At 61.3% G+C, this 13,672-nt stretch carries 15 protein-coding genes and 1 pseudogene; 7 read left to right on the top strand and 9 right to left on the bottom strand.

Going from position 1 to position 13,672, the window contains the following annotated elements:
• Positions 1–40: 40 nt before the first annotated feature.
• Together ACR0DA_RS10675 and regB are read right to left on the bottom strand one after the other, a co-directional pair.
• Positions 41–1,549 carry a PAS-domain containing protein gene (locus ACR0DA_RS10675; RefSeq protein WP_480753949.1) on the bottom strand — a complete coding sequence of 503 codons (1,509 nt, stop codon included), beginning with the start codon at positions 1,547–1,549 and terminating at the stop codon, positions 41–43.
• Positions 1,550–1,615: 66 nt separating this feature from the next.
• Complete coding sequence (regB, locus tag ACR0DA_RS10670; RefSeq protein WP_093963869.1) at positions 1,616–3,013, bottom strand: sensor histidine kinase RegB; 1,398 nt, start codon at positions 3,011–3,013, stop codon at positions 1,616–1,618.
• Between the two features lie 90 nt (positions 3,014–3,103).
• Here regB and ACR0DA_RS10665 point away from each other — a divergent pair, with 90 nt between their 5' ends.
• Positions 3,104–3,730, top strand: coding sequence for an SCO family protein (locus ACR0DA_RS10665; protein WP_480753948.1), 627 nt, complete (start codon positions 3,104–3,106; stop codon positions 3,728–3,730).
• 80 nt (positions 3,731–3,810) lie between these two features.
• Positions 3,811–4,365, top strand: a complete 555-nt coding sequence (locus ACR0DA_RS10660; RefSeq protein WP_093963867.1) for an ActR/PrrA/RegA family redox response regulator transcription factor — start codon at positions 3,811–3,813, stop codon at positions 4,363–4,365.
• A 50-nt stretch (positions 4,366–4,415) separates the two neighbouring features.
• On the opposite strand, the gene ACR0DA_RS10655 is transcribed toward ACR0DA_RS10660, so the two are convergent.
• Both ACR0DA_RS10655 and ACR0DA_RS10650 read right to left on the bottom strand, forming a co-directional pair.
• On the bottom strand, positions 4,416–5,489 hold the full coding sequence (locus ACR0DA_RS10655; protein WP_480753946.1) for an alpha/beta hydrolase: 1,074 nt from the start codon (positions 5,487–5,489) through the stop codon (positions 4,416–4,418).
• Positions 5,490–5,783: 294 nt separating this feature from the next.
• The gene (locus ACR0DA_RS10650) at positions 5,784–6,377 is read right to left on the bottom strand and encodes an HD domain-containing protein (protein WP_170405534.1); all 594 of its coding nucleotides are present in this window, start codon (positions 6,375–6,377) and stop codon (positions 5,784–5,786) included.
• Between the two features lie 204 nt (positions 6,378–6,581).
• Here ACR0DA_RS10650 and ACR0DA_RS10645 point away from each other — a divergent pair, with 204 nt between their 5' ends.
• Both ACR0DA_RS10645 and ahcY read left to right on the top strand, forming a co-directional pair.
• A complete protein-coding gene (locus ACR0DA_RS10645; RefSeq protein WP_170340637.1) occupies positions 6,582–6,896 on the top strand; it encodes a hypothetical protein in 315 nt (104 codons plus the stop codon).
• 99 nt (positions 6,897–6,995) lie between these two features.
• Entirely contained in the window at positions 6,996–8,384 is a 1,389-nt protein-coding gene (gene ahcY / locus ACR0DA_RS10640; protein WP_170340635.1) for an adenosylhomocysteinase, read from the top strand.
• 54 nt (positions 8,385–8,438) lie between these two features.
• On the opposite strand, the gene ACR0DA_RS10635 is transcribed toward ahcY, so the two are convergent.
• Positions 8,439–9,086 carry a DUF899 family protein gene (locus tag ACR0DA_RS10635; protein WP_170438870.1) on the bottom strand — a complete coding sequence of 216 codons (648 nt, stop codon included), beginning with the start codon at positions 9,084–9,086 and terminating at the stop codon, positions 8,439–8,441.
• A gap of 188 nt (positions 9,087–9,274) precedes the next feature.
• Between ACR0DA_RS10635 and ACR0DA_RS10630 the strand changes: the two genes are divergently transcribed.
• Entirely contained in the window at positions 9,275–9,616 is a 342-nt protein-coding gene (locus ACR0DA_RS10630) for a DUF2853 family protein (protein ID WP_480753944.1), read from the top strand.
• 215 nt (positions 9,617–9,831) lie between these two features.
• Here the strand turns inward: ACR0DA_RS10630 and ACR0DA_RS10625 are convergent, their stop codons facing one another.
• From ACR0DA_RS10625 to tsaD, 4 genes are read right to left on the bottom strand one after another with little or no spacing between them, the layout of a single operon-like run.
• Entirely contained in the window at positions 9,832–10,254 is a 423-nt protein-coding gene (locus tag ACR0DA_RS10625) for an EVE domain-containing protein (protein WP_480753942.1), read from the bottom strand.
• Positions 10,254–10,523, bottom strand: a complete 270-nt coding sequence (locus tag ACR0DA_RS10620) for a YciI family protein (RefSeq protein ID WP_480753941.1) — start codon at positions 10,521–10,523, stop codon at positions 10,254–10,256. The genes ACR0DA_RS10625 and ACR0DA_RS10620 overlap by 1 nt, the downstream gene beginning before the upstream one ends.
• A gap of 1 nt (position 10,524) precedes the next feature.
• Positions 10,525–11,487: an NAD(P)H-dependent glycerol-3-phosphate dehydrogenase gene (locus ACR0DA_RS10615; RefSeq protein ID WP_480753939.1), complete on the bottom strand. Its 963-nt coding sequence runs from the start codon at positions 11,485–11,487 to the stop codon at positions 10,525–10,527.
• Entirely contained in the window at positions 11,484–12,581 is a 1,098-nt protein-coding gene (gene tsaD / locus ACR0DA_RS10610) for a tRNA (adenosine(37)-N6)-threonylcarbamoyltransferase complex transferase subunit TsaD (protein WP_480753937.1), read from the bottom strand. Before tsaD ends, ACR0DA_RS10615 begins: the two co-directional genes overlap by 4 nt.
• Before the next feature lie 97 nt (positions 12,582–12,678).
• Here tsaD and ACR0DA_RS10605 point away from each other — a divergent pair, with 97 nt between their 5' ends.
• Both ACR0DA_RS10605 and ACR0DA_RS10600 read left to right on the top strand, forming a co-directional pair.
• The gene (locus ACR0DA_RS10605) at positions 12,679–13,392 is read left to right on the top strand and encodes a uroporphyrinogen-III synthase (RefSeq protein ID WP_217360215.1); all 714 of its coding nucleotides are present in this window, start codon (positions 12,679–12,681) and stop codon (positions 13,390–13,392) included.
• Positions 13,393–13,445: 53 nt separating this feature from the next.
• Positions 13,446–13,672, top strand: a pseudogene (locus ACR0DA_RS10600) (hypothetical protein); the annotation flags it as partial.

The following is a 13,672-nucleotide window of genomic DNA, read 5'->3' as shown; positions in this document are numbered from 1 at the left end:
GCGCCACAATGAACGGGGGCCGAACCCTCTGCAACCCGGTTCAGGCGGTGATCTGCAACATATCCGGCGTTTCTCCACGCGCGTGTTCGATCGTGAACCGGACGATGGTTGCGCCATTCTGGATAGGGCTGACCGTACACAAGAGGCGGGTGCCGTCGCGCTTGTACAGATCAGAGCTCCACTCGGCCCGGTTGTTGCGCATTTCCACGAAGTCCCGAATGTCACCCAGAATTGGATTGGCCTGGCATCGCGACTGCCACTGGCGCGTGACGTCCAGAACCGTGGCTGGTTCAAAGCCGACCTCGTCCGAGTCTCCCCACAGCAGCTGGTAGGCGTAGTTGGTGAAAGCCAGTGTCCCGTCATCGGCAAAAACGGCGACGGCGTCCGCAAGCTTGTCGAGGATTGACTGCATAAGGTCCATCTCGGACCGGAACCGGCGGGTCAGGGTGATCTCGGCCGTGATGTCCTCGAACAGAAAGGCGACGGCGCCGTCGGGATGGGGGCGACCGCTGACCGAATAGACTGAGCCCGACGGTAGTGACCAGGTTTCCTGATAGTTTCCGTCCTCGGCTGCTTCCAGAAGATCGTTCATCTGCCGGCGCCAACTGCGGTAGTTCTTGGGTTCGGGCATCATGTGCTGATCCCGAAGGCGGTCAAAGAAGCTTGAGATATTCGGCCGGCAACTCAGGAAGTCGGGCGGCAATGCGGTCAGGTCGATCAAGGCGGGGTTGAACAGCGCCAACTGGCGGTTTCGATCAAAGATTGCCAGGCCGATCGACAGTTGCGCGAAGGTTTTCGTCATCGTCTGGACGAATTTGCGCTGGGCGGTCTCGGCCTCGACAATGGCGTTTACGTCGACCGCGTAATGCAGGTGACCTTCGTCCAGCTCCACATGCGTCAGATCGAACCACAACTTGCTGCTGCTATCCTTCACCGGAATCGAAACCCGGGTCTTCTTGCCGGGCCGCGATTCTTCGGTCAGTTCGGGGAACATGGGTTGCGTCAGATCCGTGTCCTGCCCGCGCGCCTTGCGGGCCAGTGCAACATAGGCGGCGTTGCACCATCTTACCTTGTTGGCATGATCCAGAAGCCACACGGGATAGGGCGCGCGGTCCATGGCGAGGCGGATCGGATCGTTCGGATCCCTCCTTGTCGGTTCGGTGATGCCGGTCAGATCACGCAACTGCACCCGGACGATGCCGTCGATCCATTCACACCGAACCTCGCGCTCGACCGTACAATCTATCGCCGAAACCACGATATTGCCTTGCTGGCGGACGGTTTCGTAAGTCTCGGGGAAGGCCGGAAAGTCGCGCTGCAACAGGCGCCTGAGATCATCCCAGTCATTCACCGCTTCGAACCCGGACAAGGCGATGTCGGAATGGCTGATCAGGCGGCTTCCGTTGAACAGAAACACCGCATCCAACAACGAAGCCGGCGCAGACAAACCAAAATTGTCACCGCGCCGCGGACGGCGCGGCATGAGCCACTGCAGGGCAAAGCCCGACGAAACCAGGCTGGTCGCCGCAAGTATGATCCAGTCGGCCACAGTGCCGCCTACCCCAAAAACAAACCGGACCCGACTTTGCGCTTAAATAGTTAACGGTGTCTTAACTCAGACCTGGAACCGTTCGTTCACGCCCGACGGCACCGGGTTGTCGCCTGTCTGCGCATCGATCAGCTTGCGCGGCCATGTCACCAGCACGATCGCGCCGCGTCGCTCGGCCTGGTCCGTCACCGCCTGGTAAGGGTCTGACCCATTTGCAAATTTCAGTTCGGCGCCGCTGCGCTCCAAGAGCGTTTTTGCGATGAATAGGCCCAACCCCATACCCTCATATTCGGGGCGTGTGCGCAGATCGCTTTCGGCGCGTCTGCGGCGCATGAACGGGTCACCGATACGGCCGATGATGTGTGACGGATAACCACGCCCGTCATCCATGATGCTGACGGTGATCCTGTCCGGCGTCCATTCGGCCTCGACCCAGACTTGTGCGCGGGCAAAGTCCACGGCGTTCTGGATCAGGTTTCGCAGGCCATGAATGATCTCGGGCTTGCGCAGGATCGAGGGCTGCTGGACATCCCCGTCAGGCCCCGGGCCTTCGTCAAAATGTACCTGTTTGCCCCTGTGTATATGGGGCTCGGCCGCCTCGTGGATCACGGCGGACAAAGGTGCCTGGCGCAGGTGCAGGTCATCTTTGCCGGCCCGACCCATGTCGCGCAGGATGTCGCGGCATCGGTCGGCCTGTTCGCGGATCAGGGCGGCGTCTTCTTTCAGGTCCGGGCGGTCGTCCAATTCTTCGATCAGTTCCGAGCTGGTCAGCTTGATGGTGGCCAGTGGCGTCCCCAACTCGTGCGCTGCGGCGGCGACAACGCCGCCGAGGTCGGTCAGCTTCTGCTCGCGCGCCAGGGCCATATGGGTAGCGGCCAGCGCCTCGGACATCGACTGAACCTCGGCGCTGATGCGGTGCGAATAGGCGCCGATGAATACGATCGCGATCACGATGGCGGCCCAGTTGCCGAACAGCAAGATGTCGGGAATGTCCAGAACAAGGCCGAGATCGGTGCGCAGCGGCAGGTGAAACTGGGCCAGAAGCGTCGCCAGCACGATTGCGGCGCCCCCGATGATCAAGGTCGACCGGGTGCTCATGACGTTGGCCGCAATCGTCACGGGGCCCAGCAAAAGCAGGGCAAACGGGTTGTTCAGACCGCCTGTGAGATAAAGCAGGAAAGCCAGCTGCAACAGGTCGAACATCACCATGAGGAAGTTTTCAAATTCCGACAGGCGTTTGTTCTGCGGGAACAGCAGGATGGCGGTCAGGTTGCCCATGACCGAAACACCGATGGCAAGGTAGCACAGCCCAAGCTCCAGCTGGACGTGATAGGTCTGCTGGGCAACGGTGATGGCCGTGATCTGACCGATGATTGCCACCCACCGCAGCAGGATCAGCGTGCGCAGCCGGATCCAGCTGCTGCGTTCCTGTCCGCGCCAGAGGCTGGTGTTGGAATCCGTCATCGGGCGATTATGTCCTGTTGCGTCCGCTGGTCAACTTGATAGGTGTCCCGGCCGAACCGATCAACAACCCCATGCGTCAGGAATTTCGCCATGACCCGCCTTTATGCCATTCTTGCAACCGTCGTGCTGGCCGTGGGCTTGGGCGCCATGTGGCTGATGACGCGCGGCGGCGGCTCGGATGACAAGTTTGCCCAGTGCCGGTCCAGCCAGATTGCAGGCGGCACCGCAACCATCGGCGGCCCGTTCGAGTTGATCAACTCCAAGGGTGAAACCGTGACCAACAAGGACGTGATCACCGAGCCCTCGCTGATCTATTTTGGTTACACCTTCTGCCCCGATGTCTGTCCTCTGGATACTACCCGCAATGCCGAGGCCGTCGACCTGCTGACCGAGCGCGGTTATTCGGTCACTCCGATCTTCATCTCGGTGGACCCGGACCGGGACACCCCCGACGTCGTGGGGGATTTTGCCTACAACCTGCATGAAAAGATGATTGGCCTCACCGGCACGCCGGAACAGGTTAAGGCCGCGAGCCAGGCCTACAAGACTTATTACAAGGCCCAGGACAAGAGCGACGAGTACTACCTCGTCGACCATTCGACATTTACCTACCTCGTCACGCCGCAGGATGGGTTCCTTGAGTTTTTCAAACGCGACGCGACGGCCGAGCAGATGGCCGACACCGTTGCCTGCTTTGTGGACCAGGCGGCAGAGTAACCGTCGGTTTGACCTTTGGTGTGGCGCTGCTATTACTCATCTCAAAGCCTATCGGCATGAAATAGCAGAAAGACCACACTATGGCAGACAGTGCTCAGCTTGACATCGGCCCCGACAAATCCCTGCTTTTGGTGGATGATGACGAGCCGTTTCTGAGACGTCTCGCCAGGGCTATGGAGAAGCGCGGGTTCGAGGTGGAAACCGCCGGTTCCGTCGCCGCCGGACGCGCGATCGCCACCGCCCGCCCGCCTGCCTTTGCCGTGGTGGACCTGCGGCTCGAGGACGGCAACGGGCTGGACGTGGTCGAGGTGCTGCGGGAAAAGCGCCCCGACAGCCGGGTCGTGGTTCTGACCGGGTACGGTGCAATTGCGACTGCCGTGGCGGCGGTGAAAATCGGCGCCACCGACTATCTGTCGAAACCTGCCGACGCCACCGACATAACCAACGCGCTGCTGGCCAAGGGCGACGAACTGCCCCCGCCCCCCGAAAACCCCATGAGCGCCGACCGCGTGCGGTGGGAGCACATCCAGCGGGTTTACGAGCTGTGTGACCGAAACGTCTCGGAAACAGCGCGGCGTCTGAACATGCACCGCCGGACCTTGCAGCGGATTCTGGCGAAACGCAGCCCGCGGTAGCGTTTTGCCGATCGGCACTGTTCTGGCGACAGGCTTGGGAAATCAAGAAATTAAGGTTCGACTACAACTTCCACCGAACCTTCGCCAATAAGGTCCTGAAGTTCTGTAGTGGAACGCCTACCGGTCCGTCTGCTTGTGCGGATTGCTTCACCAGCAATTCGAACAACCTCAGGGGACGAAGCAAATTTCGAGTGACTTGTGCTTTGAGAGTCCTGTACTTGGCTGAGATCAATAACGGTGACTCCTGACCTTGCGAGTTCGGCGGCATCGGCCGCGCCAACACGGTCGACTCCGCCAGAAATGAACTTCGAAAAACTCAAGGCTCCGTCGTCCGAGGATACGAGAACAAAGATCTTCTGATTGTCGTGGGTGATAGTTGAGAGCTGGCTTTCGAATACCGCCAAATCGATATCGGGTGCCGCCAGAATTATGTTTCGAATTTTCTTGTTGGGATTGAACTCGCCAGCAATTTCGGCTTGTGAGATGGCTTCCATCGTAAGGAACGCTCCCATCGAAAACGCGAGTATGTCAAATTGTTGAGCCTGTGATCGCGAAATGATCTCACCGGCTTTCAAAAAGTCTGATCTGGCAGCGAGGGCGCTGTTGATATCGTAGACGTATTTCAGAGTCTCTGCAGCAGACGCCCATGACATCAATACGGGGATCCCGTCATACTCGGTATCCTCGACAAACTGTGCCAATCTAAGGATGGCATCGCTCAGGGTCGTGTTGTAGCCGTGCACAAAGACCAGAACGTTTCTGTCGGAAACGCTGAGGTTCAGGAGTTGATTGTCAATTTCAGAAACAAAGGCGGCTTCCGAAGCATAGACTTTTGGTTCAACTATGGTGAAGTGCTTTGAGGCAATAGGTGGCAGAGAGCTGGCTCTTTCAATTTTTCCTGCTTTGTGAATTGGCGGGATGGTGACGACTACTGAAGCCAAGCCCAAACCCTCACCGCGGTCACCGGAAAAGAAGACCCCTTCTGCTCCGGACGCTTGACGCGTCGTGGCAATGAAGACTGTTTGGCGCTTGGCCTCTTCTACCTCAGATGCAGGAAGTCTTGGATTATCGATCCCTACCAATTCCGGCGGGCGGCCGCATGAAGCCGCTCCCAGCAACATCATTGTGGATAAACACAGAAGCCGGAATGCGCGCGGTAGATCCGAAGTTCCAATTCTGAGGCGTTTCATACAACGACGATCACTCGGCTCGGTTGCGCCTCATTAGACTGACGGTGCCGTTCTTCTGTCAACAGACGAACGCTGGAGCCGCTCTTTTTGGCTCAAGCAGTGTCTTCTCTGCGGTACGATATCGAGTAAATGAGGCCGTTCTTCGGAGTTTAGACAAACGGGCTGCGTGGGCGCCGCAAAGGCAAATATGCGGCTGGGGGCAAGCAAGATTCCGTTACCAGTCGAGTTTCATAGCTCCGCCAACAGCTCCGCATGCCGCGCCGTATATGCCTGCCGCACCTCAACTGGTGGCCTGAGGGTGATCTGCAACCCCTCCATCACCGCCGCGTCCGGTCGGCCGAAGAACCTGGTCGCCTCGGCCTCGGAAAACCCCGCGATCTGGGTGGCCTCCATCCACGCGCTGATCCGGTCGGCTTTCTTGATCTGACGTTTCACCGTTTTCGGCACCGCGGCGGGCAGCCCGAAGCGGATGTGGATCGCCGCCGCCAGCCGGTCGTCCAGCGCGCCATAGCCGGGGCCGACCGCCGCCTTCACCGGCGAGATCATGTCGCCGATCACATATTCCGGAGCATCGTGCAGCAGCGCCGCCAGCCGCCATTTCACCGGCGCCTTGGGGGCGATCCGGCCAAACAGTTCTTCGACCAGCAGGGAATGCTCGGCCACGGAATAGGCGAAATCACCCGCCGTTTGGCCGTTCCAGCGCGCCACGAAAGCCAGCCCATGGGCGATATCCTCGATCTCGATATCCACCGGCGTCGGGTCCAGCAGGTCCAGCCTGCGGCCTGACAGCATCCGTTGCCATGCCCTGGGTTGTGTTGCCATTCTGCCATGCCCCATCTTGTCCACCGTGCCCGCGACCCGGATTTATGCTATGCTTAAGCCATCCTGATCACTGGCTGCCAACAATTTCTTGAGCAATCGTGCTTTGAACCGGCACCTTGTGATCACGACATGAAGACTGAGGGGGGCACGCGCTCCTCCCAGTGTGCCCCTCTCGGATTGAAACCCAACCGAAAGGAGCCTGTCATGTTCAAGCGTGTATTCGGACTGGCACTTGTCTTTGGAATGGCTGCGGCCGCGCCGCCTGCATTGGCACAGAACTGTGCCTTGCGCGGAGATGTGATCGCCAAACTGCAGCAAACCTATTCAGAGGAGCTTGCCTTTGGCGGCTTGCAGAACTCGCGAGGCGGACAAACGGTCATGGAGGTATGGGCCTCACGCGAAAGCGGGACCTATACCGTTCTGGTGACCCACGCCAACGGCATCAGCTGCATTGTCGCCGCCGGCACCGATTTCTTTGAAGCGATCCCAAAGATCCAAGCCGAGGGGACGCCCAGTTGAACTGAGCGCCGCTCGCGGTCCACTGCCACCCACATTGCCACTTTTCCCCAACGGTGTTAGGGGCTGCCCAAACCGTTGTTGATCGGAATGGAGCATCTGATGGCTGGCGACTACATCGTCAAAGACATTTCACTGGCCGGGTTCGGCCGAAAGGAACTGGATATCGCGGAAACCGAAATGCCGGGCCTGATGGCTCTGCGTGCGGAATACGGCGACAGCAAGCCGCTGAAAGGGGCGCGCATCGTCGGGTCGTTGCACATGACGATCCAGACCGCCGTTCTGATCGAAACGCTGGTCGCGCTGGGCGCGGATGTGCGCTGGGCGTCGTGCAACATCTTCTCGACCCAGGACCACGCGGCGGCGGCCATCGCCGAGGCGGGCATTCCGGTCTTTGCCATCAAGGGACAGACTCTGGAAGAGCATTGGGACTATCTCGACAAGTCTTTCCTGTTCGAAGACGGCCCGAACATGATCCTGGATGATGGCGGCGACGCCACGTTGTACATCCTGCTGGGCGCGCGCGCCGAGGCGGGCGAGGACATCATCCCCGTCCCGTCCTCGGAAGAGGAAGAAGTCATCAAGGCGCAGATCAAGAAGCGGATGGCCGCCAGCCCGGGCTGGTTCACCAAGGTACGCGATCAGATCAAGGGCGTGTCCGAGGAAACCACCACCGGCGTCAACCGCCTGTATCAGCTGGTCAAGGACGGCCACCTGCCGTTCCCGGCGATCAACGTGAATGACAGCGTCACCAAGTCGAAGTTCGACAACAAGTACGGCTGCAAGGAATCGCTGGTCGACGGTATCCGCCGCGCCACCGACACGATGATGGCCGGCAAGGTTGCCGTGGTCTGTGGCTATGGCGACGTGGGCAAAGGCTCGGCCGCGTCCCTGCGCGGCGCGGGCGCCCGCGTGAAGGTGACCGAGGTTGATCCGATCTGCGCCCTGCAGGCCGCCATGGACGGGTTCGAGGTGGTTCTGCTGGAAGACGTGGTTTCGACCGCCGACATCTTCATCACCACCACCGGCAACAAGGACGTGATCCGCATCGAGCACATGCGCGAGATGAAGGACATGGCCATTGTCGGCAATATTGGCCATTTCGACAACGAGATTCAGGTGGCCAGCCTGAAAAACCACAAATGGACCAACATCAAGGACCAGGTGGACATGATCGAGATGCCCTCGGGCAACCGCATCATCCTGCTGTCCGAAGGCCGTCTGCTGAACTTGGGCAATGCCACCGGGCATCCGTCCTTCGTGATGTCGGCTTCGTTCACCAATCAGGTTCTGGCCCAGATCGAACTGTTCACCAAAGGCGACCAGTACGAGAACAAGGTCTATATCTTGCCCAAGCACCTGGACGAGAAAGTTGCACGCCTGCATCTGGACCGGATCGGCGTCAAGCTGACCAAGCTGGACAAGGAACAGGCGGACTACATCGGCGTTACGCCCGAAGGTCCGTTCAAGCCCGAGCATTACCGGTATTGATCTGTCAGAAATAAGCGGAGAAGGCGGCCATCTGGGCCGCCTTTTTTGTTGCGCTCAGCGGAGCGGCGGCACGAAATCGCCGCGGCCCTGCGGCGTCAGGTCCAGAATGTTCCACAGGGGCCAGGCAGCATCGACATGGCGTGGATGCCAGTCGCTGGGCTGAAAGAACAGCTCGGAGCTCCAGAAATGGTGGATTCCCTGCGCATCGCGTTGAAACACGTTCAGAATCGGCAACTGGTTTCCGTCCTCGGTCTCGGCCAGATAGTCTTGCTGGTACGTTGTATCCAACGCGGAATAGAGCGGCAGACCCTGCCAGCCCATGCGCTGGTTCAGCGCAGCCAGGGCATCCGGTGTATTCTGCGCCACGACCGCAAAGGCGGTTTTTCGGGTCAGATGTGCGACCTGCCCGGTCAGCCCGTCCAGAAAGGCCGAGCACATGGGGCAGGGGTCCTGCGCCTTGGGGCCAAACATCAGCGAATACACGACCAGAGTGTCATGATCACCGAACAGGCTTGAAATCGGGGCAATTTTGTCCCCTAGGTCCCGAAAGGCGTAATCCTGCGGGATTTGGCCGCCCTTGGGCAAGGTCCGGCGCAGCGCGGCCACTTCCTCGACCCGCGCACGCAGATCGGCTTCGGCGGCCAACAGGGCATTTCGGGCGGTTCGGTACTCGGCGCTTTCGTTCGGTAGGGCGATGGTCATGGCAGTCTCCTCGACTCAATGATTAACTAAAATGTTAAATAAAAGTGAAACAATGATCAACCCGCGGGTGCGCGTATCCCTGCCTTGGGGGGAAACCGTCGGATTTTTCCCTTTGTTGAAAAGCTGTCAGCCGTTACCGTTCAGCCAGCGCCGCAAAGGCCGGAACCCAACCCACACAGGAGAGGACAATGGGAAAACGTGACGAGTTGATCGCCAAATACGCGGATGATCTGAAGAACAAATGCGGTATGACGCCGGACATGGACCTGCTGACCAAGGTTACCATTGGGTGCGGCCCGGCCATCTATGACGCGGATGCCGCAACCGTGGCCGCCAGCCAGGAAGGTGAGCTGGAAACGGTCAAGAACAACTTCCTGATCAAGAAACTGGGCCTGTCGGATGGCCCCGAGCTGATGGCCGCGATCAACAAAGCCATGGAGACCTATGGCATGTCCGAGCGCAACAAATACCGCGCGGTGGTCTATTACATACTGACCAAGCATTTCGGCAAAGAGTCGGTCTACGGCTGATCCCGCCGCGACATTCAGAAACGCCCGCCCGACTGGTTCGGCGGGCGTTTTGCATTTGAATCATAATCTATTGATTTCATGTTTGAAAAACCGCCGTGCCTTGGGCTACATTCGCCTCGTGACCAGGACGGTCAGAACCAGAGATTTCTTTGCGTGTGGTGAGTAGGGAGCACGCGGGGTAGGGAAGGTTCTGCATCGTCAGGGCCTTCCCTTTTTTAATCCGGTTCGGTCTGGCCCAGTTCGCAGATCACCGCCCATTCGGCATCCGAAACGGGCTGCACCGACAGGCGCGAGTTTTTCACCAACACCATGTCGATCAGTCGCGGATCGGCCTTGATCTGGTCCAGCGTGACCGGTTTGACGAAGGGGCGTACCGCCTTGATGTCCACGCAGTCCCACCGGTCGTCGTCGGTGGTGCTGTCGGGGTGGGCCTCGGCGCAGACCTCGACGATGCCGACGATCGCCTTGTCCTTCTGCGAATGATAGAAAAACCCCCGGTCGCCCAGCTTCATCTGCCGCATGAAATTGCGGGCCTGATAGTTGCGCACCCCGTCCCATTCCTCGCCCGCGTCGCCCTTGGCGACCTGCTGGTCCCAGCTCCAGGTCGAGGGTTCGGATTTGAACAGCCAATACGCCATCAGCCGATGACCTTCTTCCACGGGATCAGTTCGACCGATTTGAACAAACCGGCCTTGGCGTAGGGATCGTTATCGGCCCAGGCCTGTGCGGCGGACAGATCCTCGACATCCAGGATGACCAGCGATCCGATCATGGCATCGCCGTTCAGCAACGGCCCGGCCTGCGCGACCACGCCGGTTTCTTCGATATAGGCCAGGTGCGCGGCGCGGTTGTCCAGCCGGGTCTGCAGGGCGCCGTCCTTGTCGCGGGCGATCAGGGCGATAAGCATGTCATTCCTCCTTGAGTGGGCGATTGAGCAGGGATTGCAGGGCCTCGGCGACACTGTAGGCGCCACGGCTGAGCTGCGCCACCGTCTGGCAGATGGGCATGTCCAGCCCCTCGGCCGCGGCGATGGCGGCCATTGCATTTGCCGTGGCCACGCCTTCAACGGTGGTCGCGGCGTCAAAGGACTCGCTGCGGCCCAGCGACAGGCCGAACCGGAAGTTGCGCGACAGGTCAGACGAGCAGGTCAGGACCAGATCGCCCAGACCCGACAGGCCCATCAGGGTTTCGGGCCGGGTGCCGCGGATCTCGGCAAAGCGCTGCATCTCGGCAAAGCCGCGCGTCATCAGGGCCGCGCGGGCGCTGTCCCCCAGACCCGCGCCGATGCAGGCCCCGCAGGCGATGGCCATCACGTTCTTCAACGCTCCGCCCAGCTCGGCCCCGGTTACGTCGTTGGTCCGGTAGAGCCGCAGGTTGGCGGTGCTCAGCGTCTGTTGCAACCGGGTGCCCAGGTCCGCGTCGCCGCAGGCCAGTGTCAGCGCCGTAGGCAACCCGCGGGCGATGTCGTCGGCAAAGCTGGGCCCGGTCAGCAAGGCAGTGCGGGCGCCGGGCAGCACCTGTTCGATCACGGCAATCGGACCCAGACCGGTGGACAGTTCGATGCCCTTGCAGCAGGCCACAAGGGTGCGACCCTGCAGGTCCGCCGCATGGTCCGACAGGACATCGCGCAGTTTTTGCATGGGCACGGCCAGCAACAACACGGCGCTTTGACAGGCCAGGGTGATTTCAGCGGTCACCGTGATGGCGTCGGGCAGGGTGACACCCGGCAGGCGCGTGTCGTTGCGGCGGGTGGCCTGCATCGTCTGCGCCTGTTCGCCCGACCGGGCCCACAAGGTGACCGGACCCTTGCCCGCCAGTGAGATCGCCAGCGCGGTTCCGAAGGCGCCCGATCCAAGGACCGAGACGTTCATGCCTTGGCTCCCTTGCGCCCGCCGCCCAGCATGGCCGGGCTGGTCTGGTCCAGCGGCCAGCGGGGCCGGGCGGTCAGATCGAGCCCGTCACGCGCGCCCAGCCGGAACCGCTCCAATCCGGCATAGGCGATCATCGCCGCATTGTCGGTGCACAGGTGCAGCGGCGGGGCAGTAAACCGCGCGCCGGAATCCGCGGAAATAGACTTTAACGAAGTCCGAATGGCCGTATTTGCCGCAACGCCCCCGGCCACAGCGATCACCGGCTCGGCAGGGCTGATGTCAAGATACAGGGCGATGGCGCGGCGGGTCTTCTCGGCCAGCGTATCCACGACCGCCTGCTGGAACCCGGCGCACAGATCGGCGCGGTCCTGACGCGTCAGCCCGCCCTTTTCGGCCACGATCTGGTCGCGCATCCGCATCAAGGCGGTCTTGAGCCCGGAAAAGGACAGATCGCATCCGGGCCGGTCCAGCAGTGGCCGCGGAAAACGAAAGCGTTTGGGGTCGCCATCGCGCGCCTCGGCCTCGACCGAGGGGCCGCCGGGCTGGGGCAGGCCCAACAGGCGCGCGGTCTTGTCGAAGGCCTCGCCGGGGGCGTCGTCGATGGTGCCGCCCAGCCGGGTGAACCGCTCGGGACCATGGGCGATCAGGTATTGGCAGTGCCCACCGGACACCAGCAGCATCAGGTAGGGAAAGGCGATCCCGTCCGTCAGGCGCGGGGTCAGCGCATGGCCGGCCAGGTGGTTGACGCCGATCAGCGGCAGGCCGGTGGCCGCGCTGATCCCCTTGGCGCACATCACGCCGGACATGACCCCGCCGATCAGCCCCGGCCCGGCGGTCACGGCAACGGCGTCCATGTCCCGCAGGGTCAGGTCCGCCTGCTCCAACGCCTGCTGCACGCAGATATCCAGCTTTTCGGCATGCGCGCGGGCCGCGATCTCGGGCACCACGCCGCCAAAGGCGCTGTGCAGATCCGTCTGGCCATGCACGACCGAAGACAGAACCTGCGCCGGTTCGCCCTCGGTCTGCCGCACCACGGCCGCCGCCGTGTCATCGCAGCTGCTTTCCAATCCCAGAACGGTAAGTGTTTGCACCATCGGCCTGAACCATTGCATCATGATCTGGTCGCGGGGTATCACCCCGCGCCGCAGCAAACAATCCTCAAGGCCCGAACGCCCGCCCGTGTACCTGTTGATGACCCGCCCCCGCGCCGCCTCGGAAAGGTTCGTGGCGCAGCTGCCCGAACGTTTGCGGTCGCGGGTTCAGGTGGTCTATTCCCCGCTGCTGGATATCCGACCAATGGAACAGGCGGTGGACACGACCGGAGTCAGGGGCCTGATCTTCACCTCGGCCAATGGCGTGGCGGCCGCCGCGGCGCAGGATGTGCGCCGGGATCTGCCGGCCTATTGCGTGGGGCCGGCCACCACCGAAACGGCCCGCCAGGCCGGGTGGGAGGCCCGGATGGCCGGCGAAACCGCCGAGGAACTGGTGGCCAAACTGCTGAAAGAGCGCCCGGACAGCCCGCTGCTGCATCTGCGCGGCGAACACAGCCGGGGAAACATCGCGGCCCGGCTGACCGAACTGGGGCTGACCGTGCGGGAACAGCCGGTCTATCGCCAGCAGCTGCTGCCTTTGACACCCGAGGCCAAAGCGGCTGCGTCTGGTTCTGCCCCGGTGATTGCGCCCTTGTTCTCGCCGCGAACCGCGCGACAATTTGCCGACATTTGGCCCGGACCGGCACCGCTTTTGGTCGCCGTGATGAGCGAACCGACCGCCGAGCCCCTTGAAAACTTGGCGATTGCCCGCTTGCGGATTGCCAAACGCCCGACGCCCAAGAAAATGCGGAAAGCCGTGAAAAAACTCGTTAAATACGCGATCCGGCTTGAGGGCGCGATGGGCGCGGATTAACTTGGTCGCGTCTGCGCGTCAGGTTTTATGGGAATCGACAGGGGGAAGTGACGGTGGCTGCCAAGAAAGACACAGACCAGAAACCGGCCGACGACCCCAAGGTCGATGAGGTGCCAGAAGCGGTCGACGCCAAGACTGACGCCTACACGCTTGACCCGGAAGAACAGGTTGAACAAAGCCCTTCCGAAGCCGAAGCCGAAGCCGAAGCCGAAGCCGAAGCCGAAGCCGAAGCCGAAGCCGAAGCCGAAGCCGAAGCCGAAGCCGAAGCCGAAGCCGAAGC

The sequence above is a fragment of the Ruegeria sp. CI8 genome (genome assembly GCF_056536865.1).
This window is presented reverse-complemented; position numbering and strand designations above follow the sequence as displayed.